The following is a 24004-nucleotide window of genomic DNA, read 5'->3' on the forward strand; positions in this document are numbered from 1 at the left end:
AATGTCTAAGGCAAAGCAGTGGCGCAGTGCGATTTACTATTTGGCGTTATGCGCCGTTGTGCTCTCGGTAATGTTCACCTTTATCGACGAGAAAACGGCTAAGGTGACTTTTTACTGGGCGTTCTATTTTTCACTGGCTGGCGTTTTGGGTTCTGTCCGGACGTTCAATCGCCAGTTGCTGTGGCTGCCGGGAATGCTGCTGCTGCTGGGGTTAAGCAAAGTGATCTGGTTTTATCTGGCTTACACTGGCAGCGCCGATTATTCGCCTTATAACGATTATCTTAACGCGGGCAAGCGCATGCTGATTGGCGGCGTCATTGGCTATTACCTGCTGGCCCATTTCCAGACTTACGCACAACAAAGCCTGCGGCTGATCCGTTATGGCCTTATTGCCGCTTTTGTCGGTGCCAGCCTGTTTGGCTTCTGGCAGTACGCGGGGGCCATGGGCCGCGTGGAGTTTGCGCTCGATCGCGCGACTATCTCCGCGTACGGCTATGCCATGCTCTCTGCGGCACTGTTGTTTATGTTGGCCAGCGAAAGCCACCGTGTGTCCCGGCTGCTGATCTGCCTGGCTATTTTTGCCGTCTCGTTTTTCATTATTGTGCAGACCGGCACGCGCAATATGATTGCCGCCTATCCGCTGATCATTATGCTGGTGGGTTTGTTTCATTTTCGCCATCTCGGGGCGAAAGCGATGCTTTGGGTGCTGGGTGCGGTAGTGTTATTGGGTGCGCTGAGTTACAAGCCGGTGATTGAGCCAAGGCTGGATGCCACCATCGCCGAATATCAACTGTACAACAATGCCAACGGCAATCAGCTTGGCTCGCTCACCAGCCGCCTGGCAATGTGGCGCGTCGGTGTAGCCTGTCTGGCTGAAAATCCGATGGGCATGCGCACTGAGCAGCGTACGGCATGGTTTCAACATTACGTAGACACCACGCATAAGGACACTACCGCAATGGTGTATGCGCCGGTGCACCTGCATAATGAGTTGCTGGATAGCGCGACGCTGCAGGGCATTCCCGGCGCGCTGGTGGTGGTGCTATTTTATATTGTTCTGCTCGGCTGGGCCCTGCGTAATAAAAATGCGCCACTGTTTGGCATTATGCTTTGCATCATTGTGAGTGGTTTGACGGATGTGGTGTTTATCAGTCGTGAAATGACCATCTGCATTGTGCTGATTATTATCATGAGTGTGATGTGGCAGCGGCTTGAGGCGGGGAAAAAGCGAGTCTGAGTAGCCGGAAAGGGATCAGCGGATCCCTTTCCGAAAGGCCAGCATTTTGCGTTTGTAGCTGGTGCGAACCGCGCCGTTTAACATGAAACGCATCAGCCTGGTGGTCAGAATCCGCTCCACAACTTCTTGCCAGTGTCCGGTACGTTGCAACACGTCCCGATGGCGGTGCGCCACGTCCAGCCAGTGGCACACGATTAATGGCTGAAATTCCACAGGCAACACCTCATCCAGATGGCGCGTCGCCGCCACCATACAATCCACCTTCTCGTCGTTCATGACCGTCGACAGGCTGTTGCTGTGTTTACGATAAAGATAAAATCCGGCATCGGTATAAAGAATCTTCTCTGCCTGAGTTAACAGCAACGGAAAAAGCCAGGTATCTTCATAGCAAACAAAAGGTGGAAAAGGATTTGCCAGCAACAGCGTGCGGCGGAAATACTGCCCGATAACGTGTGCCTGAAATTCACGATGAATGAGAAATTTTTGGATAGCGCTGTGGGTTGTCAGTTGGTTCGGCGATGAAAACTGCCAGTTTGCCGCTGGCGTTTCCGTGCGGCATTCAATGATTTTGCTCAGATAGAGAGCAGGCTGCTGCTGTGTAAGCACCTTCAGGTGGTCCGCAATAGCACCAGGCAATAAACGATCGTCACCATCCACCATCAGCACATAGTCACCTTGCGCCAGGTTAATGGCATGATTCCGCACCTTGCCAATATTGCGCAGCGCCGTATTGTCGCTGATCAGCCGCGGATAGCGGACAGTGAACGCATCGATAATCTGCTGAGTTTCATCCTCAGAGGCATCGTTAATGATGATGACTTCGCACTGATCGTCTGCGCCTGCAATAGCGGCGATCACGCTTTCCAGCGTGGCGTCCAGCCAGGTAGCACAATTGTGGGCAGTGATCAGAACGCTCAGAACGGCAGAATCGCGCATGCTTATTTACCCGTCAATGGCAGCAAAGACATTACCTGCTCAGGCGTGATATCCGCCATGCTGTTGCCCTGCGGTGGCCGCAGTGCTATCTGATTTTCACCGTAGCCGCCAATCAGACCCGGATCGGTTGGGCCATATAAGGTGATATTAGGCCGATCCAAAGCGGCTGCCAGATGACTTAAACCGGTATCTACTGATACTACCGCCTGTGCACTGGCGAGCGTGCGAGCGACCTGTTCCAGCGTAAGTTTAGGCAGGACGTCAACATGATCAAAGCCTTCCGCCAGGCGCTGAGCGCGCTGATGTTCGTGCTCTGCGCCCCACGGCAGCTTGATCTGCAAACCGCTGTCTGCCAGCAGACCAATCAATTCGCGCCAGTGTGCTTCCGGCCAGTGTTTATTGTCACGCGTGGTAGCGTGCAGAAACACCAGATAGGGCGTCGCCTGTTGCGCGGCGTTCGTCAGGAAGTGGGCAGCAATAGCGTAATCACCTTTTTGGGCCGGCAGTTCATAGCCGAGGCTTTTCGCGAACAGCTCCCGCGTGCGCTCTACCGCGTGCTGACGTTTATCGATCTCATGGCGTTTGTCGTACCACCAACTGGCAAAGGGCTCACGTGCGCTGCGGCTGTCCTGACCATGCTTGACGCCTTTCGCCAGGCGCGTTACCAGCGCGGCGCTTTTGATCAGCCCCTGTGCATCAATCACCACGTCATAGGTGCAGGACTGCAGTTCACGCTTGAAAGCCACGCGCTCTTCACGCTGTTGGCTACCAAACCAGTGTTTGCGCCAGCGACGAATGGCAACCGGAATAACCCGATCGACCGCCGGATGCCAGCCGGGAATTTGGGCAAAATTCTCTTCAACTACCCAGTCGAAGCGGATGCCTTCAATCGCGCGCATTGCGTCGGTGAGCGCCGGCAGCGTGTGCAGTACGTCGCCCATCGACGAGGTTTTAATAATTAACACCTTCATGCGCTATGCTCCTGGCCGGCGGCCAGCAGCGGACGCAGCGTTTCCAGCACCCGGGCGGGCTGAATATCGATCAGGCTTTGATGATAACCCTGTGCGGCATCGCCTTTACGCACCTTGTGATAACCGCTGATAAGACGAATCACCTGCGCCTGCTTCGACAGCGGCGGCGTAAAATCCGGGCTGCTTGGGCCATAGAGTGCCACCAGCGGCCGGTTCAGCGCCGCGGCAATGTGCATCAGACCAGAATCGTTGCTGACCACGGCGGCACACTGCGCCAGCAGGATAACCGCCTGCTCCAGTTCAGTCTCGCCTGCCAGATTGCGACACCAGCGCCGATCGTTAGCCTCGAGCGTGGCAACAATCTCCTCGCCGGTTTCGCGATCTTTGGCTGAGCCAAACAGCAGAATCTGGTAACCGTCATTGATTAACTGCTGTGCCAGTGCGGCATAATGATAATGCGGCCAGCGCTTGGCAGGACCAAACTCAGCGCCGGGACAGAAACCGATAACCGGCCGCTCGGTATCAAGGCCGAACAGCGCTGCCGTTTGCTGTTTTTCCTGCGGCGTGACCTGTAGCTGAGGCCAGAGCAGCGGCTGTGGCAGATCGCGGGCGCTATGAATTTGGCCTTTTTCAAAGGCCAGTGCGACGTAGCGTTCTACCATCAGGGGAAATGCCGCTTTATCCAGCACACGCAGATCGTTAAGCAGGCCATAGCGCATTTCACCACGCCAGCCGGTGCGCTGTGGAATATCAGCAAAAAAGGGTACCAGCGCAGATTTGAATGAGCCGGGCAGTACGTAAGCGCGATCGTAACCGTGCTGGCGCAAACTTTTGCCCAGGCGGCGCCGTTCGCCGAGTGCCAGCGCACCGTGGCCCAGCGGCATGGCCAGCGCCTGATTGACTTCCGGCATACGCGACAGTAAAGGACGGCACCAGGCGGGTGCCATCACGTCGATTACCGCATCGGGATGGTTCGCCTTGAGGGTGCGATAGAGACTTTGGGACATCATCATATCGCCGACCCATGACGGGCCAATCACCAATATTTTCATGCCGGTATCGCCTTCCTTATGCGTTGCGGTTGAGCCAGGCCATATATTCTGCCACGCCTTCCGCGACCGTTTTAAACGGTTTATCGTAGCCAGCCGCGCGCAGTTTGGTCAGGTCAGCTTTGGTATAAGCCTGATAACGCCCTTTGAGTTTTTCCGGGAAAGGGATGTACTCAATTTCGCCTTTGTTATGGAATTTCAGCGCCGCATCGGCCACTTCCTGGAAGGATTCTGCCCGACCGGTTCCGCAGTTGAAAATGCCGGATACGCCATTTTTCCAGCACCACAGATTAACGGACGCGACATCATCAACGTGGATAAAGTCGCGTTTGAAGCCGTCGCTGCCTTCAAACAGTTTCGGGTTCTCACCGTTGCTCAGCTGCGTATTGAGATGGAAAGCGACGCTGGCCATGCTGCCTTTGTGGCCTTCGCGTGGACCGTAAACGTTGAAGTAGCGGAAGCCACAAATCTGCGAATCGGCCTCTGGCAGAATTTGACGCACGTAGTGGTCGAACAACATTTTGGAGTAGCCGTAAACGTTCAACGGCTGCTCATATTCGCGCTCTTCGATGAAATTATCGTTGCGTCCGCCGTAGGTCGCCGCGGAAGAGGCGTAAAGGAAAGGGATTTCACGCTCAAGGCAGAAATGCAGCAGCTCTTTGGAGTACTGATAGTTGTTATCCATCATGTACTTGCCATCCCATTCGGTGGTCGCTGAGCAGGCACCTTCATGGAATACGGCTTCAATCGGGCCAAAGTCATCACCGGCTAGCACGCTGACCTGGAATTCTTCTTTATCCATGTAGTCAGTGATATCAAGATCGGCCAGATTGATAAACTTGGTGCCATCTTTGAGGTTATCTACCACGAGAATGTCGTTAAAACCGTCGTTATTGAGAGCCTTAACAATGTTGCTGCCGATCATGCCGGCGCCGCCAGTGACGATAATCATACGTTTGACCTTAATTAATGGTGGGAGAAACGGAAAGTTTCATCCGCTAATGTCTTTTATCATAACATTTCAGCAGGCTATCAACAGCCAGATGACTCTGTAAACCCGATGCATCGCGGGCAATGATAGTTGAACCACTCAGCAGGAAGAGACGCGGGAAAGGGCGACGGACCACCAAAAGCGGTCCGTCTGCAGGGCTATTTGGCTTTTTCAGCGTCGGTCAGATAACGCACTTTACGCGTGTAGTCCTGGCCTTTAAACAGCAGCGGCGTGGCGGGAGAATGCAGATATTTTTGCCATTCACTCAGCGGGAAACCGCCGTGAGCACCAATCACTTCGCTGGGAATCACCGCTTCGGTGCCGCCGATGCGTTTTGAAACCGGCCAGTTCATCCAGTCACCGAGATTTATCGTCCGGATATCCAGCATATCAAGCAGTGCCGCTAACGGGAGTTGGTCCGTGGGTGGCTGCGAGTCATCCATCAGTTCCCAGGTATCCTGAAATAATGTCAGCCACAAAGCACAAATGCGTTTCCAGGTGTCACGCGTGGCGGCCAGGAAAGCCCCGTTAACGTGATCGACAATAAACGGGCGCACGCAGTGCTGATAATAAGCCGGAATATTTTCTGTCGGGGCGCCGCTGAGTTTCGCGATCATTTTGCCCTGACGAAAACTGGAGTAAAGGTGGCCTTTATGCATGTTAATTACCGGCATTTTCAGCAAATTGAGATCGGAATCGATCATCAAAATACCGTCGGTGCGCGCCTGCAGCGGTGCCTGAAGTTTGATCAAACGGCTGCGATAGATCTGCTTGTAGCGGTAATCGCCGTCGCGCAGCGGTACCTCCAGCGTCACTACCCGTGTTTTAGCGGGCAGGGTGCCAAAGCTGGCGGCAGGCTGATCGCTAACGATGACAATTTCTTGCAGATCGGGCGCATAGCGTTCGGCGAACAGCGCGCACAGCTGTGCTTCTTCAATAAAATCGGCGCCGGTGCAGGGAATCACCACCGACGTGACCGGCACGTTGCCCTGAGCATCAGGCTGCGTGTAAGGAATGTTGTGGCGCGAGCGGATATGGCGATAGTGAGAATTTAAAAATTTAAACATGCGGCTTTCCCTTCATGACGCTTTGCAGGCGCTGTTCCACGCCGGCAACATAGTTTTCAATCGCATAATGTTCACGCACGCTACGGCCTGCGGCCTCAACTAACGCTTTGCGCAAGGGCGCATCCTGCCAGAGCTGTTGCATCTGTGCACCGAGCGTGGCGGTGTCGCCGTAGTCAAAAAGCAGGCCGGTGCGCTGATGGGTAATCAACTCTGCGGTGCCGGTAACACGCGAACCTATCACTGCCGTATTCACCAGCATCGCTTCCAGTACCACGCGCGGCAGGCCTTCACTTTTCGACGCCAGAATAAATGCATCAAACGCAGCAAGATAATCCAGGGCGTTGTTTTGAAAGCCGGTAAATATCACGCGATCCTGAATATGCAGACTGGCTGCCTGCTGCTGCAATTTTTGCTGTTCCGGCCCGCTGCCGACAATCATCAGCTTCCATTCTGCCTGCGGACAGGCGGCGCTAAAGGTGGCCAGCGCCTGCAGCACGTGATGATTGGCTTTGCGCAATATCAGCGAGCCGATGGTGCCAAATAAAAAGGTGTGCGGCGGAAGCGCATACTGCTGACGAATTTTTTGCGGATCGGGCAACGGCTGGTGAATATCAATGGCGTTAGCCACGACGGCACATTTTTCCGCGGCCACGCCGCTTTCGCACAGAGCGCGGTGGACGCCGTGGGAAACGGCAATAATCAGATCGCCGGTGCGGTTCACCATCCTGACCAGTGGTGGTGTCATCTGCGGTTCAATACGGCAGTGCTGCACCACGGCGATCGGCACTGATTCAGCGGCCAGATAGCCTTCAACGTTGGTGCTGGGCTGATTGTTCATATAAAGCGTGTCATAACCGCCCGAACGCAGCAGGTCGGCTATCGCCTGTGCATTGGGCCGAACACGCCAGCGCAGATCGACCGCGCGTGCCGCAGCGCCTTTCAATGGACGACTGAAGAATAGCAGCCCGCGTAACAGCTCTTTGCTTAGCTTGGCCCAGCGCGGCTGGCGGAATTGCGCAATAAAACACACGTCGATGCCGATAGCCTGCAGCGCCTGCGCAATGGTTTCGCCTTCGCCACGGCTGTAGTTATGGTAGAAGCAGCAGGTGATATCGAACCGATGTCGATCAATACGCTTCAGGAGTTCCAGCATGCTGTTCGTGCCGCCGCCCCATTCGCGGCCGGTGTCCAGCAGCAGAATTTTTTGCCTTCTGCCTGTCATCGTTTGGCTGTCCTGTGTCTAAAGGAATCGGCGGCATTATAGTGGCTTTCTGCCGCCGAACCCGTTTTTTCAGCGTTTGCGTTTAAAACAGCGCGTTGATCACTTTGGCCAGCGGACCCTCGGCCACACTGTCGGCAATGATACCCAGCGCGCGGGTAGCAGGAACTGGCGCAAGAGGTTTGGGCACCTTACAGGTTTCGATGCCGCGGAAAGGATTTTTCGGCTTCGAGGTCAGCGGTGGCGTGTTTGGTGTCGTGGAAGGACCACGGCTGTAAGATTCGTTCAGCAGCTGGCTTGGGCGAACCAGCGTAATGTCAGCGGGCAAGGTTGGCAGCATTTGCTGCAGCACACGCACGGTAGTGGGATGCGGGTGGCCAATCGCAATGGCAAAACCGTCGCGCTGTGCCAGGTGCACGGCACGCGTAAATTGTTTGCGAATATCCGCTTCGTTCTGGCTGTCATCAAGGAACACGCGCCGTTTGATCACTTTAACGTTAGTGCCGGCTGCTGCATTGGTTGACTGACTGTTGGCGATGGTCATGCTGTCGAGAAAGTAGAAATTGTAGTGATTCAGCACCTGCATCACTTTTTGCATGCCGGGCAAGCTGGACGTCATTTTGCTGCCCATATGATTATTAAGCCCCACAGCATAAGGCACATTGCTTACCGCGTTGCGAATAATGCGTTCAATCTCCGCGACGGGCATTTCCGGCTGTAGCGTATCTTTCTCCAGCGGCTGCTTGCTCAACGGGGCCATCGGCAGATGAATAAGTACCTCATGGCCGCGCTGGTGCGCTTTGGTGGCCATTTCGCGGGCGTGTGGCGCAGTGGGCAACACCGCGACAGAAAGCGCAGCGGGCATTTGCAGAACCTGATTTTCCTGCGTCGGGCGGTAGCCAAAATCATCAATAACGATGGCCAGTTTTCCCGCCTGAGCAGCGCTGCTGAGCAAAAGGGCGCCGAGCAGCAGAACGCGTTTGGATAACAACAAAACTTATTTTCCTAACCACGGAAGTGGGTTGACGGCCTGACCCTGCCGGCGGATTTCAAAATAGAGTGACGGCGTACCGCGGCCGCCGCTGGTGCCCACCAGAGCGATAGGCTCGCCGGCTTTAACCTGCGTGCCCACGCTGACCAGCGCGCTCTGGTTATAGCCATACAGGCTCATATCACCTTTGCCGTGCTCAACCACCACAACCAGACCATAGCCCTGCAGCCAGTCAGCCATTAAGACGCGGCCATCGGCAATGGCACGAACTTCACTGCCTTCCGGTGCATCAATCACCAGACCTTTCCAGCGCAGTTCGCCCTGCATCTGCTCGCCGAAACGATGTTCAATACGGCCCTGAACTGGCCAGCGCGCCTGGCCACCGGAGCGGCCGAGACCGCCGGTTCGCGCCATCAGCGAGCGTTCGCTTTCACTCGGTTTGTAAGTCGAGCCTTTGGCTTTCGCCTGCGCCTGACGCTGACGAACCTTTTCAGCTTCGCGCGCTTCACGCTCGGCACGTGCTTTTGCTTCCCGTTCGGCACGGGCAATTTTATCCTGCAGGCGGCTCTCGTTCTGACGCATCTCGGTGAGATCGGCCTGATCTTTTTGCAGCGACGATTCCAGCGTGGTCAGCGTTGCTTTACGTGCTGCCCGCGCCTGTTCCAGTTTCGCCTGCTGCGTTTGTTGCTGATCGGCTAACGCCTTTTGCTGCGACTTTTTCGCCTCCAGCGATGCTTTCTGCGTGGTTAGCTCGCGACGAGTCTGCTGCAGGTCATTAATGTTTTTTTGCCGGGCCTCATTGATGTAGCTGAAGTAAGCAAGAATGCGTTCGCTTCGCTTGCTCTCTTCGCCACCAAACATGAGCTGTACGCCGCTATGCTGGCCCTGACGAAAAGCGGCATCCAGCTGCTGTGCTAACAGGCTTTCCTGTTGTTTTTGCTGCTGTTCAAGCCTGGCAATGGAGGCGGTAAGCGAGGCGATATCTTTATTCAGTGCGGCCAGCGTCAGGCGGGTTTCACGCAGCTGCCGGCTGGCCTGGGCCACAGTTTTTTCCTGGCTCTGCAGTTGTTCAAGCAGTTTGCTGCGTTGCAGCTTCTGCTGCTTAACGCTTTTTTCTTTTTCAGCAATATCCTGCTGGATCGATTTCAGCTGCGATTTGTTGTCGTCAGCGGCCTGGCTGGGGAGAGACCACAGCAGTGCGCCTGCACATACCAGGCTGGCACACAGGAGTGAAAGGGGGGTCGACAATGGCGATATAACGGTGCCATTGGTCATCGTCCCTGGATGTGAAACTGCTGCTTTTTCCCTCATAGGAGGCAGATTATTCCACGATGAACAGCGGCTTACCAGACATCTCTGACAGGATTTCCGTTTCCAATAGTGACAGCGCATCATTTTTATTTATCCTTGCGTTAAGCGCTTATTTTAGACGCTGTGGATGATTTCCGATGGCGTAATGTTTTTTAGGGCGCGGGTTAATTGTGCCGTTTCGTTGCCTGACTGCGTGCGGTAATGTCGGGAATCATGGCGTTGCACTTTTTTTTGGAATCTAAGGCATAAAACGTCACTCTGGCCGCTTCACGACTGTACATGCGAGATGCCACAGGTATACTCAGAACCCTTGTTTTCGCTTATTAACCCGGTTGGGAGTTGTTACCCCTCATGCAAGAAATTATGCAATTCGCAGGCAATCACACCATTTTGAGTTTGGCATGGGTTGTTTTGTTGGTTTTAGTGATCGTGACGACCGTTAAAGGCATGTTCTCTAAAGTAAAAACTATCAGCCGTGGCGAAGCTACTCGTCTGATAAACAAAGAAGATGCTGTTGTTGTCGACGTTCGCAACCGCGACGAATACCGTAAAGGGCATATCTCTGGCGCAATGAACGTTGCCGCTGCTGATATTAAGAAAGGCAGCGTTGGCGAACTGGAAAAGCATAAAGCACAGCCCATAATTGTTGTTTGTGCTAACGGTACCAGTGCAGCTGAACCCGCTGCACAGCTGAGCGCGTTAGATTTTGCACAGGTTTACGTACTGAAAGATGGCGTATCGGGCTGGAGCGGAGAAAATCTGCCGCTGGTGCGTGGTAAATAATTCTTAAGAGGTGATGAGCATGGCCAATATTGAGATCTATACCAAAGCGACCTGCCCTTTTTGCCATCGGGCAAAAGCGCTGTTGGAACAGAAAGGCGCAGCATTTCAGGAAATCCCCATTGATGGTGATGCCGATAAGCGCGAAGAGATGATCAAACGTAGCGGCCGTACAACCGTTCCTCAAATTTTTATCGATGCGCAGCACATTGGTGGCTGTGACGATTTATATGCGCTCGACGGACGAAACGGACTTGATTCCCTTTTGCAGTAATCTCAGCGCGCGGCTGGTTATTAACCGATAGGATTGCAAGATGTCAGAACAAAGTAACAGCGAAATGCAGTTCCAGATTCAACGCATTTACACCAAAGATATCTCTTTCGAAGCGCCGAATGCGCCACAAGTTTTCCAGAAAGAGTGGGAACCAGACGTTAAACTGGATCTTGATACCGCATCAACGCAGTTGGCTGATGAAGTGTATGAAGTCGTTCTGCGCGTTACGGTAACGGCTACCGTTGAAACCGAAACCGCTTTCCTGTGTGAAGTTCAACAGGGCGGTATCTTCACCGTTTCCGGTATTGATGGTAATCAGCTGGCGCATTGCCTTGGCGCGTATTGCCCAAATATTCTGTTCCCGTATGCACGTGAATGCATCACCAGCCTGGTTTCGCGTGGTACCTTCCCGCAGTTAAACCTTGCGCCGGTCAACTTCGATGCGCTGTTTATGAATTACCTGCAGCAGCAGAATGAAGGCGCAGAACCACATCAGGATGCCTGATGAACAAACTGAACGCGTCTATGACCGTCATCGGTGCCGGATCTTACGGCACCGCACTGGCTATTACTCTCGCTCGTAACGGCCATGATGTGCTGTTATGGGGCCATAATCCGCAACATCTGGCACAGCTTGAGGCCGAACGTTGCAACAGCGCTTTTCTGCCCGATGTTACCTTCCCGGATACCCTGCGTCTCGAACCCGAGCTTGCCCGCGCCGTAGCGGCCACGCGCGACCTGTTGGTTGTGGTGCCCAGCCATGTGTTTGGCGATGTGTTGCAACAAATCAAACCGCATCTGCGTAGTGACTCGCGTCTTGTCTGGGCTACCAAAGGCCTGGAAAAAGAGACCGGGCGACTGTTGCAGGACGTTGCCAGAGAGATCCTTGGCGATACCATGCCGCTGGCGGTGATCTCCGGACCTACCTTTGCTAAAGAACTGGCCGCTGGTATGCCAACGGCTATCGCTCTGGCTGCAACCGACGACCAGTTTGCTGACGATCTGCAGCAGTTACTGCACTGTGGAAAAAGCTTTCGTGTTTACAGTAATCCCGATTTTATCGGTGTGCAGCTGGGCGGCGCGGTGAAAAACGTGATTGCGATTGGTGCAGGCATGTCGGACGGCATCGGCTTTGGTGCCAATGCGCGCACGGCGCTGATTACCCGTGGTCTGGCTGAAATGAGCCGACTTGGTGCTGCGTTGGGCGCTGATGCTACCACCTTTATGGGCATGGCTGGCTTGGGTGATTTGGTACTGACCTGTACTGATAACCAGTCCCGAAACCGCCGTTTTGGCATGATGTTAGGGCAGGATATCAGTGTTGAGCAGGCACAGCACAATATCGGACAAGTTGTAGAGGGCTACAGAAATACCAAAGAAGTCAGGGCGTTAGCCAGCAGATTTGGTGTGGAAATGCCGATAACCGAGCAGATTTATCAGGTGCTGTATTGCGAAAAATCAGCGCGAGAGGCAGCATTGACGTTACTGGGTCGTACCAGGAAGGATGAAAACGACCAGCGCTAAGAGAGGATACAAAGCGCGTTAACCTGCAGCGCCACGGATAAGCGGGCGCTTTTTCTTCGGGAGAAAGTAATGTCGTGTGATGAATTAGGGTTGGTCTGGAAAAATATCAAAGCTGAAGCTCGCGCCCTCGCGGATTGTGAGCCGATGCTGGCCAGCTTTTATCACGCCACGTTGCTGAAGCATGAGAATTTAGGCAGTGCGCTGAGTTACATGCTGGCCAACAAGCTGGCCAATCCGATTATGCCTGCTATCGCTATCCGCGAAATCGTTGAAGAAGCTTACCGTAACGATCCAACGATGATTGCCTCTGCTGCACGCGATATCGAAGCCGTTCGTTTACGCGATCCCGCTATCGACAAATACTCGACGCCGTTACTCTATCTGAAGGGCTTCCACGCTTTGCAGGCCTATCGCATCGGTCACTGGTTATGGAATGAAGGGCGGCGTGCGCTGGCGGTTTACCTGCAAAATGAAATTTCGGTGTCGTTTGCGGTGGATATTCATCCGGCAGCGAAAATCGGCCACGGCATTATGCTGGATCACGCGACCGGTATTGTGATTGGCGAAACGGCAGTGGTAGAAAACGACGTCTCTATTTTGCAGTCGGTGACGCTCGGCGGGACCGGCAAAACCAGCGGCGATCGCCATCCTAAAATTCGTGAAGGCGTGATGATCGGCGCCGGTGCCAAGGTGCTGGGGAATATCGAAGTAGGGCGCGGCGCTAAAATTGGCGCCGGTTCGGTGGTATTACAACCGGTGCCTCCGCATACCACCGCGGCTGGCGTGCCTGCGCGCATCGTCGGCAAGCCTGGCAGCGAAAAGCCCTCCATGGATATGGATCAGCACTTCAACGGTACGCTGGCAGGCTTTGAATTTGGCGACGGGATTTAACTCAGCGTATTAGCGCGCCGGCATAATCGAGCTGGCGCCAGGCTTCATACACCACTACTGAAACCGCATTGGAAAGATTCATACTGCGGCTTTCCGGCATCATCGGAATGCGAATTTTCTGCTCGGCAGGCAATGCCGCCAGTATTTCTGCGGGCAAGCCGCGACTCTCCGGACCAAACAGCAAATAATCTCCTGCTTGCCACGCTACCGCGCTGTGGGCAGGTGTGCCTTTGGTGGTAAGGGCAAACAGGCGCGCAGGCTGCTCGCTGTTCAGAAACGCGTCATAATTTGCGTGGTGCTTGATTGAGGTGAACTCGTGATAGTCGAGCCCGGCACGACGCAGGCGCTTGTCATCCCAGGCAAAGCCCATCGGTTCGATTAAATGCAGTTGAAAGCCCGTGTTGGCACACAGACGAATGATGTTTCCGGTGTTTGGCGGAATCTCAGGTTCAAATAAAACAATGTTTAGCATACGGCCCCCCAAAGCGAGGGCCGCAGAATAGCAAATTACCGTGCTGAATACAGCGGCAACCACAGCGTCAGACGCAGACCGCCGTGTGGACTGTCGTCCGCCTTTACCCAGCCGCGATGCTGCTGAATGGCGGTTTCAACAATAGCCAGACCAAGGCCGGTACCGCCAGATTCACGATCGCGCGCTTCATCCGTACGATAAAATGGCCGGAAGATCTGCTCGCGATCCTCAGCGCTGACGCCCGGACCGTCATCATCGACATGTACGGTAATGCCCTGATTATCGACCGAGAAGCTGACGCTGATAAAACTGTGTGAGTAGCGAAGCGCATTGCGAACAATGTTCTCCAGCGCACTCTCCAGCGCATGTGGATTGCCATACAGCGGCCACGGGCCGGGCGGATAAGGTATCTCCAGCTTTTTCCCCATCTGCTCAGCTTCGAAGCGCGCATCTTCCAGCACGCCGTTCCACAACTGATTGGCCTTCATCGCCTCACTGACCAGCGCATTTTTATGCTGCGTACGCGACAGCACCAGCAAATCGTTAATCATGCCATCCAGGCGCTGTGCTTCCGTTTCGATGCGCTGAAGCTCTTTGCCTTCACCATGACGACGACGCAGCAGCGCGGTAGCCAGTTGCAGACGCGTCAACGGCGTACGCAGCTCATGGCTGATATCGGACAGCAGCCGCTGCTGCGCGGTCATCATACGCTCCAGCGCGCTAACCATCTGATTAAAACTGGATCCGGCGGCTAAGAACTCCTGTGGTCCAGATTCCAGTTCCGGATGCTGTCGCAGGTTGCCACTGGCCACTTCGTCCGCCGCATATTTCAATTTGCGAGCCGGTTTTGCCAGGCTCCACGCCAGCCAGAGCAGCAGCGGTGAACTGATCAACATGGTGACAATCAGCAGTAGCAGCGGCCGATCAAACAGCAGGTTGATAAAGTCGAGCTGTGAGCTTGGCGCCGGACGAATCAGATAAAGTTGGTAATTATCTTCACCATCACGAATGGCAAAAGGCCCAACCAGCTCAACGCGCCCATACTTTTTCTTCTGCGGATGATCGGCATTATCAGACTGGCCAATAAAGTTGCGAATAACCTGCATCTCATTGTGCTGTGCGCCGATAACGCGACCTTCACTGGTTACCAGCAACAGACGCTGACCGGGCGGTGCCCATTTGTCGATGGCGCGCAACAGCCTGCGCCACCACATCAAATCATTGGGCGGATCCTGGGATAGTTCCGCCTCAACGTGCTGCTCGATCATGGTTCCCTGGCGCTGCTCATTTTCAAGCAGCGCCGTCATTTGCCTGGAATCCAGTTTGGGAACCATCAATACCAACATCAACACCAGCGCCAGCGTGAGCCAGAAAATAGCGAAAATGCGCGTAGTCAAACTGCTTATCATGTTGCGGAGACCATCAGATAACCGCGGCCACGCAGGGTTTTAAACCATGGATGTCCATCACGGCGTTCCGGCAATTTCCGGCGCAGATTAGAGATATGCATATCGATGGCACGATCAAAAGGCGTCAGGCGTTTGCCCAGCACTTCCTGACTAAGATGCTCACGTGATACCACCTGACCTAAATGCTGAGCCAGCAAATAGAGCAGCGTGAACTCGGTGCCGGTAAGATCTAACGTAACGTTATCAAAGCTGGCTTCCTGACGGCCCGGATTGAGACGGAGGTGGTCGACCTCCAGCGTTGGCGAACTGCTGTCGTGCTGTTGCTGCTCGCTCCAGTTGGAACGCCGCAGGATGGCGCGTATGCGTGCAACCAACTCACGGTCGTTGAAGGGTTTAGGTAAGTAGTCATCGGCACCGAGCTCAAGGCCGAGCACGCGATCGAGCTCGCTGCCGCGTGCGGTCAGCATAATTACCGGTGTCTGGTGCTGTTGGCGTAGTTCTTTCAGCGTATCAATGCCGTTTTTCTTCGGCATCATTACGTCAAGCAATAACAGATCGATAGAGTTGTCTAAAAGATTAAGTGCCTGCTCACCGTCGCCAGCCACCACAATTTCAAACCCTTCCATTTCTAACAGTTCTTTCAAAAGCGAAGTCAATTCGCGGTCATCGTCAACCAATAGGATTTTATTCATTTTTTATTGCCCTCCGCAGGCAAAATAACGTGATCCCAGCATGCCAATCCATCGCTTTACGTAGTTTTACACCCCCTGACGCTTGTTTGCAGCCATCGCCGTAGACTGAATCTCGTTGAATCGCAATACGAAACAAACTGGGAGTAAACGATGCGCAAATTGACCGCCGTCGTCTTTGCCTCAGCGTTGGCACTAAACAGTACCGCACAGGCAGAAGGCGCTACGACGATTGACGAGATGCATCATGATGGTGGATTAGCGACAGGCAGTATGACGCAAAATCCGCAAAGTCACATGTTTGATGGCATCCAGTTAACAGAACAACAACGCCAGCAAATGCGCGATTTAATGCAACAAGCGAGACATGAGCGTCTCCCAGTCAGTATTGATGATTATAAAGATATGCATGACCTGGTCATTGCAGACAATTTTAACGAAACAGCCATTCGTCAGCAGGCGGAAAAGATGGCACAGGCGGAAGCCCAGCGACAGGTTGAAATGGCGCGTGTGCGCAATCAGATGTATCACCTGTTAACACCGTCTCAGCAGGCTGTTTTGAAGCGGAATCACCAGCAGCGTATGGATCAACTACGTAAGCTGGCGAACATGCAGCGAGATTCTTCGCTGCAGCATGTGAGCAGTACCAGTAATGCCCCGTAATACCAGTAACATAGTATCCCTGTTTTCCTTGCCATAGACACCATCCCTGTCTTCCCCGCCATGATGGCGGGGTTTTTTTGTCTAAAAAATCGCTTTTTAGTTCAACTTAATCAATCATTTATCTGCGATATTTAAGCGGCGTGAAGGCTTTTTAACGGCCCATTTTGTGGTCAATTTAAAGCGTTTTTGGCTGCGTGTGGACACAATGTGGACACTTTCACGAGGATGTTTTTGCTTACAGTGGACGTAATAATTCCTTTCAGATCGCTACCTGACTTAAGCAGCTCTTACACCGCAATGTGCTATTCCCGTCTGTTTTTGCCATAATTTCAATCATCTTACGGCAGAATGATGGAGCCACATGCATGAATGCCTCTTACGCCCGGCTGGTGAATGCTGCAGCCATCGCCGCTACTGCGCTTGCTGGTTCACTGCTGATCGTCAAAATTTTTGCCTGGTGGTATACCGGCTCCGTCAGTATTCTCGCCGCGCTGGTGGATTCGCTGGTTGATATTGCCGCGTCGCTGACGAATCTTTTGGTGGTGCGTTACGCTTTACAGCCGGCCGATGCGGAACACACCTTTGGCCATGGCAAGGCAGAATCGCTGGCGGCGCTAGCGCAAAGTATGTTTATTTCTGGCTCGGCGCTGTTTTTGTTCCTGACCGGTATTCAGGCGCTGGCCCGGCCGCAGGTTTTGCATGCGCCTGTTGTCGGAATCGTGGTAACGATCATTGCGCTTATTTCCACGCTGATCCTGGTCGCCTTCCAGCGCTGGGTAGTAAGAAAAACACGCAGCCAGGCGATTCGCGCAGATATGTTGCACTATCAGTCTGATGTCATCATGAATGGTGCTATTTTAGTGGCACTGGTGCTGGGCTGGTACGGATTTCATCGTGCCGATGCGCTGTTCGCGTTGGGTATTGGCATATGGATTCTTTTCAATGCGTTGCGCATGGGATATGAAGCGGTGCAAGGTTTACTGGATCGCGCGTTGCCCGAAAATGAGCGCCAGATGATTGTCACCTTGTTAAGCAGTTGGCCGGGTATTCGTGGCGCGCACGAGTTGCGCACGCGTCAGGCAGGTCCGACGCGTTTTATTCAGCTGCATCTCGAACTCGATGACACTTTGCCGCTGTTTCAGGCACATCAGATTGCCGACGATATTGAACAGGCGCTGTTAAAAAAATTTCCAGGCTCCGATGTGATTATTCATCAGGATCCCTGTTCAACGGTTGCAGTAGAAAAACAAGGTTTTTTTGACCTGTAGCAGGTAAAACGCGGCATTTTTGCCATTAAGTTGCCACGCTACGCAAATAGTATAATTTTTAGCGAAAACTTGTCTGACCTGAATCAATTCAGCTTTCAGGCTTTGATATACTATTTGCCATTATGAACTTTAGTATCACACACTTAACCATGTCTGATTTATAAGGCATGCTGAATTCACCTTAGTTTTGACCAATCCAGAGGTTGTCATGATCAAAAAAATCGGTGTACTGACAAGCGGCGGTGATGCGCCCGGCATGAATGCAGCCATTCGTGGTGTGGTTCGCGCCGCACTGAGTGAAGGGCTTGAAGTTTGTGGTATCTATGACGGCTATCTGGGCCTGTATGAAGATCGCATGGCCAACCTGGACCGCTACAGCGTATCAGACATGATTAACCGCGGCGGCACCTTCCTCGGGTCAGCGCGTTTTCCTGAATTCCGCAACGATGAAGTGCGCGCGGTCGCGATTGATAACATGAAGAAGCGCGGTATCGATGCGCTGGTGGTTATTGGTGGTGACGGTTCTTATATGGGTGCGAAGCGCTTAACGGAGATGGGCTTTCCCTGCATCGGTCTGCCGGGCACCATCGACAATGACGTAGCGGGCACCGATTACACCATCGGTTACTTCACCGCCCTTGAAACCGTGGTAGAAGCTATCGACCGTCTGCGCGATACCTCCTCTTCTCACCAGCGTATTTCTATCGTTGAAGTAATGGGTCGCTATTGTGGTGATTTAACCCTGGCGGCTGCAATTGCCGGCGGATGCGAATTCATCGTGCTACCTGAAATCCCGTACACGCGCGAAGAGCTGGTTTCAGAAATTAAAGCGGGGATTGCCAAGGGCAAGAAGCACGCCATCGTGGCCATCACCGAGCACATTTGTGATATCGACGATTTAGCCCGCTATATCGAATCGGAAACCAAGCGTGAAACGCGTGCGACCGTGCTGGGCCATATTCAGCGTGGTGGCGCCCCAGTTGCCTACGATCGCATTCTTGCCTCACGCATGGGGGCTTACTCGATTGAGCTGCTGCTGCAGGGCTACGGCGGCCGTTGCGTAGGCATTCAGAATGAGAAGATGGTGCATCATGACATTATCGACGCCATTGAAAATATGAAGCGGCCTTTCAAAGGCGACTGGCTCGATACCGCTAAGAAACTTTACTAAGTTAGTTGTTCAACAGGCGCTGCGCGGTCAGCGCCTTTTTTGTCTCTGCGTATATTCCATAAAAGTATATTAGCTAATTTTTAATTCTTTAATTCATGCTTCGCTTTATGTCACGCTTTTGGGACATCAACCCCGGGAGTCAGCATTGTGAACAAGTGGAGCATCGGTTTTACCCTGTTAATGGCATCAACCAGCGTGCTGGCGAAGGATGTTCAGCTGCTGAACGTATCCTACGACCCTACGCGTGAGTTGTATGAGCAATACAACAAAGCGTTCAGCGCTCACTACAAGCAGGAAACCGGGGATAATGTGGTGGTACGCCAGTCGCACGGCGGCTCAGGTAAGCAGGCCACCTCGGTGATTAACGGTATTCGCGCTGATGTGGTCACGCTGGCGCTGCAGTCCGATGTCGATGCGATTGCCGAACGCGGGCGCATTGATAAAAACTGGGTAAAGCGTTTACCTGATAACTCTGCACCTTACACTTCGACCATCGTTTTCCTGGTGCGTAAAGGTAACCCCAAAAATATTCACGACTGGCAGGATCTGACTAAGCCAGGCGTCTCAGTGATTACACCGAATCCAAAAACCTCCGGTGGTGCGCGCTGGAACTATCTGGCTGCCTGGGGCTGGGCGCTGGACCACAACAACGGCGATGCCGCCAAAGCGCAGGCGTATGTTCGCGCGCTGTTTAAAAATGTGGAAGTTCAGGATTCCGGCGCGCGCGGCGCGACCAATACCTTTGTTGAGCGCGGCCTGGGCGACGTACTGATTGCCTGGGAAAACGAAGCCTATCTGGCGGTAAACAAGCTGGGCAAAGATAAATTTGAGATCGTTACGCCGAGTGAATCCATTCTGGCTGAGCCGACCGTTTCGGTGGTTGACCGCGTGGTAGACGAGCGCGGCACACGTAGCGTTGCCGATGCCTATCTGAAGTATCTCTATTCCACCGAAGGGCAGGAGATCGCCGCGCAAAATTACTACCGCCCGCGTGATGCGGCGGTGGCGAAGAAATACGCCAGCACTTTTGCGCCGGTCAAGCTGTTCACCATCGACAACAAATTCGGTGGCTGGGCTGCCGCGCAGAAAACACACTTTGCCGACGGCGGTACCTACGATCAGGTTATGAAGCCCTAATGGCTGACGGGGCGAATCTCGCCCCGTTTTACTTTTCTGCTGTCATTCCCATCTGCTTTTCCTTTCTTGCGCACGCTCTCATCGTAAAATAGTCATCTTTCTCCGCGAGAATGCGTTTTTACACGCTGACGGACTCATCTGATGAAAGCGAAAAACCCGGCGCTGCTGCGCGTGCTAATGCTGATATTACTGCTGTTCATTGTGGCACTGCTCGCGAGCGCCTTTTATCGCCACAAAAACGCTGATGCGCTGTGGGAAATTGTTCATGAGCGCTGCGTGCCGGCGGCGAAAAGTGGTAATCCTGCGCCCTGTCAGCAGGTTAACGTCAGCCAGGGTTATGCAACCTTAAAGGATCGCAACGGGCCGCTGCAGTATCTGCTGCTGCCGCTGGAAAAGATAAGCGGCGTCGAAAGCCCGGTGCTGTTGAAATCCAGCACGCCTAACTTCTTCGCGCTGGCATGGCAGCAACGCAGCCTGCTGGCACAACGGCTGGGCGCGCCCGTTGCGGATAGCGTCATTTCTCTGACGATAAACTCTCATTACGGCCGCTCGCAAAACCAGCTGCATATCCACATCTCCTGCCTGCGACCCGATGTGCGTCAGCGGCTTGATGCGCTGAGCGATCGGCTTGGGCCACGGTGGCAAGTCGAACCGCTGCTCGACCATCCTTATCTGATCAGAACCCTAAGTGAAGCTGAGCTGATGCAACAGAGCGTGTTTATCCGGCTGGCAACAGAACGTCCTGAACGGCGCGACAGCATGGGTAAGCAGGGCATGGCGTTAGCGAAGCTGAAAGATGGGCGATTAGCGTTAATGGCAGTGGAACAGAACTGGCTGCGATTGAATTACGGTTCAGCGGAGGAGTTGCAGGATCATCAATGTGCTTTATTGAAGGGCGGCACTGCTGCCGCCCAAGGATAATTACGCTTTTTTCGCCGCGGCTGCTGCCTTAACGATCACGGCAAACGCATCCGCTTTCAATGACGCGCCACCGACCAGTGCACCGTCGATATCAGGCTGAGTGAAGAGTTCAGCTGCATTTTTATCGTTGACGGAACCGCCGTACTGGATGATGACCTGCTCAGCAACCGCCGCATCTTTTTTGGCGATGTGCGAGCGAATAAATTTATGTACTGCTTGTGCCTGTGCTGGCGTAGCGGATTTGCCAGTGCCAATCGCCCAGACAGGTTCATAAGCGATAACCACGCCGTTGAACGCTTCAGCGCCCTGGGTTTCCAGCACGGCATCGAGCTGGCGTGCACACACTTCTTCTGTTTTGCCCGCTTCGTTTTCCGCTTCGGTTTCACCGATGCACAGTACTGGCACCAGACCTGCTTCTTTCAGCACGGCAAATTTTTTGGCGATGAACTCATCACTCTCTTTGTGATAAGTGCGACGCTCAGAGTGGCCGATGATGATATATTTCGCGCCGATATCTTTCAGCATTTCAGCCGAGATTTCGCCGGTGTACGCGCCGGAAAGGTTCACATCGACGTTTTGTGCGCCGAGAACGATGTGGCTGCCTGCGATAGCGTGCTTCGCCTGATCAAGGTAAAGCGCAGAAGGCGCGATGGCAACGCCACAGCCTTCCACACCGCTCAGCTCTTTGCGCAAACCTTCAATCAACTCACCCGTCTGCTTTTTGCTGCCGTTAAGTTTCCAGTTACCCATAACTAATGGATGTCGCATGATACCCTCCGCGATACGTTAAATAGCACTGCCAACGGCAGTGATGGCTGCCAGACAGTATAGAGATCAAAAGAGGTGAAGGCTTTGCTTTTCGTCATTTTTGCCACGATGCTCAAGGCGTTGCCAGAGCCAGTTTGATCGGCTCGATGGCAAAGGTCAGCCCTTTTTCGCCATTATCTGCGACCACAAAGCGTAGCGCGCCTTCGGTCTGCGTAAAGTAGCGAGAACCCTTGCCCTGAGCGAGCAGTTTGGTAATGCGCTGCGTCGCCTCTTCCGGCGAAAGGGTGGGAGAGAAAAAGCGCAGCAGGGCCGCCATATAGGCGATCGCTTTCTGCTGTGCAGCGTCTTCATCCGGGCCGGGGATCGGCAACCAGGTAATCTGCAGCGTCTTTATTTTTCCGGTGCCGTGCTCAAGCGCGGTAGAGGCATAGAGATTTTCGTTAATCTTACTGGCGGCGCGCGTCAGGTTACTTTTATCGTCGCGGCTGTCGATAGCACGATATTCGCTCAGCGGCAGGGCGGGATTTGCCGCGTTATATTTTTCACGAAACTGTGCGATGGTCATATCGAAGGTCGGTGCGCCAGCCAGCAGATAGGGCGCTGCGGGCATATGCTCAGCACGATCCAGCGGCCGATCGTCAGCGCTCGCCGAGCCAAAAGCCAGGATACTCAGCAGCAATGCCGCACGCGGCGCAATCTTCATTTTGTCAGCCCTAACCAGTAAACTCAGCCCCAGATTAAAACGGTTTTTACCTGCCAAAGTCAAAATGACCGCAGGAAATTTTCAGAGGCGTGCAGCATGACCTTACAACAGTGGCTTTTCTCTTATCGTGGACGGCTCGGACGACGCGACTTCTGGATTTGGCAGGCGCTGTGGCTGGTGCTAATGATCGCGCTTTTCAGTCTGGCAGGCGTAGGCTGGCTGGATACGCAAATGGCAGCGTTTATGGTGGTCTGCCTGCTGTGGCCGACCAGCGCCACGGTGGTGAAGCGATTACACGATCGCAACAGGCGCGGCTATTGGGCGCTGTTGCTGGTGGTGGCGTGGATGCTGCTGGCAGGCAACTGGTCGATGCTGGATGGCACCCTGCAATGGCTATTGGGGCGATTGCTGCCCACCGTTATTTTTCTGATAACGATGCTGGAGCTGGGCGTGTTTACCGGCACGCAGGGCGCCAATCGTTATGGCACCGCCGCAAAGCCGGTGCTGTTCTTACCGGAAAAATCGGCTCACCAGTAATGTTCGCTGGTGATATGACCCGGTTTACGCTTCAGGTGCTTACGCATCTCGCGTGATGTCATTAATACCTGCTGCGTATCGCGCACCATCTGCGGGTTGCCGCACAGCATAACGTGGCTACTTTCTGCATCGATTGTCAGGCCGACACGACTTTCCAGCTCGCCGCTCTCAATCAGGGCGGGCACACGGCCGGTCAGTGACTCCGCCACTTGCTCACGGCTGACCACGGTTTGAATGCGCAGCTTATCGCTATAGCTTTGCTGCAATTGCTGCATCAGCGGCAGATAACTCAGGTCGGCGGCATAGCGCGTGGCATGCACCAACACGATATGCTGAAAGCGCGCGAGGTTTTCTCCCTGCTGCAGGATAGAAAGATAGGGGCCAATGGCGGTGCCGGTCGCGAGCATCCACAACGTATCGCATTCCGGTACTTCATCGACCACGAAAAAACCTGCCGCCTCTTTGGTCACCATCAGGCTGTCCCCGGCTTGTAGCGCGTGCAGACGTGGGCTGAGTTTGCCATCAGGTACATCGACCAGATAAAACTCCAGATCGGGATTGTTGGGTGCATTGACGTAGGAATACGCCCGCTGCACGCGTTGTCCGTCAATCTCCAGCCCCAGTTTGGCAAATTGCCCGGCAATAAAAGGGTCTACCGGCGCGTTAACCACGAGGCTGAACAGGCTGTCGGTCCAGTTTTTCACTTCCTTTACGGTGGCGTTAACCCATTCTGCCATCGGATCGTCCTCTTCTGTTTATGCTGGCTCTGCACATTATCCTGGCGGCAGATGAGCAGGATTTCTACTCCGCTAATTCTCAAAGGCTCTTATCAACAAACTTTACTGCCGCATTACGCGGGCTTAGCGTACAAATTTGCTTACGGCACTGCGCCAAATTGCTTACGCTGCATCGCCATCTCTTTCCGCTGATTTTGCCGTATTGAAGACAATACCTGATATTTTCTCCGCCACAGGCTGACCGCCAGCACAGTACGCTGAAAAAAGCGGCAGCTATCATGACGATAT

At 53.8% G+C, this 24004-nt stretch carries 26 protein-coding genes; 12 read left to right on the top strand and 14 right to left on the bottom strand.

The window, feature by feature from the left end; translation table 11 throughout:
• Position 1: 1 nt before the first annotated feature.
• Positions 2-1237, top strand: a complete 1236-nt coding sequence (locus EM595_RS00370; protein ID WP_157883829.1) for an O-antigen ligase family protein — start codon at positions 2-4, stop codon at positions 1235-1237.
• Positions 1238-1252: 15 nt separating this feature from the next.
• On the opposite strand, the gene EM595_RS00375 is transcribed toward EM595_RS00370, so the two are convergent.
• From EM595_RS00375 to envC, 8 genes are all read right to left on the bottom strand, one after another.
• A complete protein-coding gene (locus tag EM595_RS00375; RefSeq protein ID WP_067426649.1) occupies positions 1253-2173 on the bottom strand; it encodes a glycosyltransferase family 2 protein in 921 nt (306 codons plus the stop codon).
• Positions 2174-2175: 2 nt separating this feature from the next.
• Complete coding sequence (gene rfaC, locus EM595_RS00380) at positions 2176-3144, bottom strand: lipopolysaccharide heptosyltransferase RfaC (RefSeq protein ID WP_067426651.1); 969 nt, start codon at positions 3142-3144, stop codon at positions 2176-2178.
• Positions 3141-4196 (bottom strand): ADP-heptose--LPS heptosyltransferase RfaF, encoded by a 1056-nt coding sequence (rfaF, locus tag EM595_RS00385; protein WP_067426654.1) that lies wholly within the window; start codon positions 4194-4196, stop codon positions 3141-3143. The genes rfaC and rfaF overlap by 4 nt, the downstream gene beginning before the upstream one ends.
• Before the next feature lie 16 nt (positions 4197-4212).
• Positions 4213-5145, bottom strand: a complete 933-nt coding sequence (gene rfaD / locus EM595_RS00390) for an ADP-glyceromanno-heptose 6-epimerase (protein ID WP_067426657.1) — start codon at positions 5143-5145, stop codon at positions 4213-4215.
• A gap of 197 nt (positions 5146-5342) precedes the next feature.
• Positions 5343-6251, bottom strand: a complete 909-nt coding sequence (locus tag EM595_RS00395; protein ID WP_067426660.1) for a hypothetical protein — start codon at positions 6249-6251, stop codon at positions 5343-5345.
• Positions 6244-7473 (bottom strand): glycosyltransferase, encoded by a 1230-nt coding sequence (locus tag EM595_RS00400; protein WP_067426664.1) that lies wholly within the window; start codon positions 7471-7473, stop codon positions 6244-6246. Before EM595_RS00400 ends, EM595_RS00395 begins: the two co-directional genes overlap by 8 nt.
• 82 nt (positions 7474-7555) lie before the next feature.
• Complete coding sequence (locus tag EM595_RS00405) at positions 7556-8461, bottom strand: divergent polysaccharide deacetylase family protein (RefSeq protein ID WP_067435028.1); 906 nt, start codon at positions 8459-8461, stop codon at positions 7556-7558.
• Between the two features lie 6 nt (positions 8462-8467).
• Positions 8468-9736: a murein hydrolase activator EnvC gene (gene envC, locus EM595_RS00410; protein ID WP_231938711.1), complete on the bottom strand. Its 1269-nt coding sequence runs from the start codon at positions 9734-9736 to the stop codon at positions 8468-8470.
• Between the two features lie 387 nt (positions 9737-10123).
• Here envC and EM595_RS00415 point away from each other — a divergent pair, with 387 nt between their 5' ends.
• The 5 genes from EM595_RS00415 to cysE all read left to right on the top strand — a co-directional run bounded on the left by EM595_RS00415 (position 10124) and on the right by cysE (position 13241).
• Positions 10124-10555: a rhodanese-like domain-containing protein gene (locus EM595_RS00415; RefSeq protein WP_067426670.1), complete on the top strand. Its 432-nt coding sequence runs from the start codon at positions 10124-10126 to the stop codon at positions 10553-10555.
• Positions 10556-10574: 19 nt separating this feature from the next.
• A complete protein-coding gene (gene grxC / locus EM595_RS00420; RefSeq protein WP_067426673.1) occupies positions 10575-10826 on the top strand; it encodes a glutaredoxin 3 in 252 nt (83 codons plus the stop codon).
• A gap of 40 nt (positions 10827-10866) precedes the next feature.
• The gene (secB, locus tag EM595_RS00425; protein ID WP_067426676.1) at positions 10867-11331 is read left to right on the top strand and encodes a protein-export chaperone SecB; all 465 of its coding nucleotides are present in this window, start codon (positions 10867-10869) and stop codon (positions 11329-11331) included.
• Positions 11331-12350 carry an NAD(P)H-dependent glycerol-3-phosphate dehydrogenase gene (gene gpsA, locus EM595_RS00430; protein WP_067426679.1) on the top strand — a complete coding sequence of 340 codons (1020 nt, stop codon included), beginning with the start codon at positions 11331-11333 and terminating at the stop codon, positions 12348-12350. The genes secB and gpsA overlap by 1 nt, the downstream gene beginning before the upstream one ends.
• A gap of 69 nt (positions 12351-12419) precedes the next feature.
• A complete protein-coding gene (gene cysE / locus EM595_RS00435) occupies positions 12420-13241 on the top strand; it encodes a serine O-acetyltransferase (RefSeq protein WP_067426682.1) in 822 nt (273 codons plus the stop codon).
• Position 13242: 1 nt separating this feature from the next.
• Here cysE and trmL read toward each other — a convergent pair whose 3' ends face one another.
• Genes trmL through cpxR form a run of 3 tightly spaced genes read right to left on the bottom strand, consistent with a single transcriptional unit; the run spans position 13243 to position 15814 of the window.
• Positions 13243-13713, bottom strand: coding sequence for a tRNA (uridine(34)/cytosine(34)/5-carboxymethylaminomethyluridine(34)-2'-O)-methyltransferase TrmL (trmL, locus tag EM595_RS00440; protein ID WP_067426684.1), 471 nt, complete (start codon positions 13711-13713; stop codon positions 13243-13245).
• Positions 13714-13748: 35 nt separating this feature from the next.
• Positions 13749-15122 (bottom strand): envelope stress sensor histidine kinase CpxA, encoded by a 1374-nt coding sequence (gene cpxA, locus EM595_RS00445; RefSeq protein WP_067426687.1) that lies wholly within the window; start codon positions 15120-15122, stop codon positions 13749-13751.
• Entirely contained in the window at positions 15119-15814 is a 696-nt protein-coding gene (cpxR, locus tag EM595_RS00450; RefSeq protein ID WP_067426689.1) for an envelope stress response regulator transcription factor CpxR, read from the bottom strand. Before cpxR ends, cpxA begins: the two co-directional genes overlap by 4 nt.
• Positions 15815-15964: 150 nt before the next feature.
• On the opposite strand from cpxR, the gene cpxP reads away from it, so the two are divergent.
• From cpxP to EM595_RS00475, 5 genes are all read left to right on the top strand, one after another.
• Positions 15965-16474, top strand: a complete 510-nt coding sequence (gene cpxP, locus EM595_RS00455; protein WP_067426695.1) for a cell-envelope stress modulator CpxP — start codon at positions 15965-15967, stop codon at positions 16472-16474.
• A 365-nt stretch (positions 16475-16839) separates the two neighbouring features.
• On the top strand, positions 16840-17742 hold the full coding sequence (gene fieF, locus EM595_RS00460; RefSeq protein ID WP_067426696.1) for a CDF family cation-efflux transporter FieF: 903 nt from the start codon (positions 16840-16842) through the stop codon (positions 17740-17742).
• A 208-nt stretch (positions 17743-17950) separates the two neighbouring features.
• Complete coding sequence (gene pfkA, locus EM595_RS00465; protein WP_067426698.1) at positions 17951-18913, top strand: 6-phosphofructokinase; 963 nt, start codon at positions 17951-17953, stop codon at positions 18911-18913.
• A gap of 147 nt (positions 18914-19060) precedes the next feature.
• On the top strand, positions 19061-20050 hold the full coding sequence (locus EM595_RS00470) for a sulfate ABC transporter substrate-binding protein (RefSeq protein WP_067426701.1): 990 nt from the start codon (positions 19061-19063) through the stop codon (positions 20048-20050).
• Positions 20051-20191: 141 nt separating this feature from the next.
• Complete coding sequence (locus EM595_RS00475; RefSeq protein ID WP_067426703.1) at positions 20192-20971, top strand: CDP-diacylglycerol diphosphatase; 780 nt, start codon at positions 20192-20194, stop codon at positions 20969-20971.
• Here EM595_RS00475 and tpiA read toward each other — a convergent pair whose 3' ends face one another.
• Together tpiA and EM595_RS00485 are read right to left on the bottom strand one after the other, a co-directional pair.
• On the bottom strand, positions 20972-21739 hold the full coding sequence (gene tpiA / locus EM595_RS00480; protein WP_067426706.1) for a triose-phosphate isomerase: 768 nt from the start codon (positions 21737-21739) through the stop codon (positions 20972-20974).
• A 112-nt stretch (positions 21740-21851) separates the two neighbouring features.
• Positions 21852-22442 (bottom strand): YiiQ family protein, encoded by a 591-nt coding sequence (locus tag EM595_RS00485; protein ID WP_067426709.1) that lies wholly within the window; start codon positions 22440-22442, stop codon positions 21852-21854.
• Positions 22443-22538: 96 nt separating this feature from the next.
• Here EM595_RS00485 and EM595_RS00490 point away from each other — a divergent pair, with 96 nt between their 5' ends.
• The gene (locus EM595_RS00490) at positions 22539-22979 is read left to right on the top strand and encodes a DUF805 domain-containing protein (RefSeq protein ID WP_067426712.1); all 441 of its coding nucleotides are present in this window, start codon (positions 22539-22541) and stop codon (positions 22977-22979) included.
• On the opposite strand, the gene fpr is transcribed toward EM595_RS00490, so the two are convergent.
• Positions 22970-23716, bottom strand: a complete 747-nt coding sequence (gene fpr, locus EM595_RS00495; protein ID WP_067426715.1) for a ferredoxin--NADP(+) reductase — start codon at positions 23714-23716, stop codon at positions 22970-22972. The two genes, EM595_RS00490 and fpr, sit on opposite strands and share 10 nt — an antisense overlap.
• Between the last annotated feature and the right edge of the window lie 288 nt (positions 23717-24004).

The organism is Duffyella gerundensis, assembly GCF_001517405.1.
Lineage (GTDB): Bacteria > Pseudomonadota > Gammaproteobacteria > Enterobacterales > Enterobacteriaceae > Duffyella > Duffyella gerundensis.

Bases quoted from the DNA above. Each gene is read 5' to 3' on its own strand.
- pfkA (WP_067426698.1), top strand. From the start codon at position 17,951: ATGATCAAAAAAATCGGTGTACTGACAAGCGGCGGTGATGCGCCCGGC.
- EM595_RS00395 (WP_067426660.1), bottom strand. From the start codon at position 6,251: ATGTTTAAATTTTTAAATTCTCACTATCGCCATATCCGCTCGCGCCAC.
- EM595_RS00490 (WP_067426712.1), top strand. From the start codon at position 22,539: ATGACCTTACAACAGTGGCTTTTCTCTTATCGTGGACGGCTCGGACGA.
- trmL (WP_067426684.1), bottom strand. From the start codon at position 13,713: ATGCTAAACATTGTTTTATTTGAACCTGAGATTCCGCCAAACACCGGA.
- cysE (WP_067426682.1), top strand. From the start codon at position 12,420: ATGTCGTGTGATGAATTAGGGTTGGTCTGGAAAAATATCAAAGCTGAA.
- EM595_RS00400 (WP_067426664.1), bottom strand. From the start codon at position 7,473: ATGACAGGCAGAAGGCAAAAAATTCTGCTGCTGGACACCGGCCGCGAA.
- cpxP (WP_067426695.1), top strand. From the start codon at position 15,965: ATGCGCAAATTGACCGCCGTCGTCTTTGCCTCAGCGTTGGCACTAAAC.
- EM595_RS00370 (WP_157883829.1), top strand. From the start codon at position 2: ATGTCTAAGGCAAAGCAGTGGCGCAGTGCGATTTACTATTTGGCGTTA.
- EM595_RS00485 (WP_067426709.1), bottom strand. From the start codon at position 22,442: ATGAAGATTGCGCCGCGTGCGGCATTGCTGCTGAGTATCCTGGCTTTT.
- tpiA (WP_067426706.1), bottom strand. From the start codon at position 21,739: ATGCGACATCCATTAGTTATGGGTAACTGGAAACTTAACGGCAGCAAA.
- EM595_RS00375 (WP_067426649.1), bottom strand. From the start codon at position 2,173: ATGCGCGATTCTGCCGTTCTGAGCGTTCTGATCACTGCCCACAATTGT.
- rfaC (WP_067426651.1), bottom strand. From the start codon at position 3,144: ATGAAGGTGTTAATTATTAAAACCTCGTCGATGGGCGACGTACTGCAC.
- rfaF (WP_067426654.1), bottom strand. From the start codon at position 4,196: ATGAAAATATTGGTGATTGGCCCGTCATGGGTCGGCGATATGATGATG.
- fieF (WP_067426696.1), top strand. From the start codon at position 16,840: ATGAATGCCTCTTACGCCCGGCTGGTGAATGCTGCAGCCATCGCCGCT.
- cpxA (WP_067426687.1), bottom strand. From the start codon at position 15,122: ATGATAAGCAGTTTGACTACGCGCATTTTCGCTATTTTCTGGCTCACG.
- cpxR (WP_067426689.1), bottom strand. From the start codon at position 15,814: ATGAATAAAATCCTATTGGTTGACGATGACCGCGAATTGACTTCGCTT.
- rfaD (WP_067426657.1), bottom strand. From the start codon at position 5,145: ATGATTATCGTCACTGGCGGCGCCGGCATGATCGGCAGCAACATTGTT.
- EM595_RS00475 (WP_067426703.1), top strand. From the start codon at position 20,192: ATGAAAGCGAAAAACCCGGCGCTGCTGCGCGTGCTAATGCTGATATTA.
- fpr (WP_067426715.1), bottom strand. From the start codon at position 23,716: ATGGCAGAATGGGTTAACGCCACCGTAAAGGAAGTGAAAAACTGGACC.
- envC (WP_231938711.1), bottom strand. From the start codon at position 9,736: ATGACCAATGGCACCGTTATATCGCCATTGTCGACCCCCCTTTCACTC.
- gpsA (WP_067426679.1), top strand. From the start codon at position 11,331: ATGAACAAACTGAACGCGTCTATGACCGTCATCGGTGCCGGATCTTAC.
- secB (WP_067426676.1), top strand. From the start codon at position 10,867: ATGTCAGAACAAAGTAACAGCGAAATGCAGTTCCAGATTCAACGCATT.
- grxC (WP_067426673.1), top strand. From the start codon at position 10,575: ATGGCCAATATTGAGATCTATACCAAAGCGACCTGCCCTTTTTGCCAT.
- EM595_RS00415 (WP_067426670.1), top strand. From the start codon at position 10,124: ATGCAAGAAATTATGCAATTCGCAGGCAATCACACCATTTTGAGTTTG.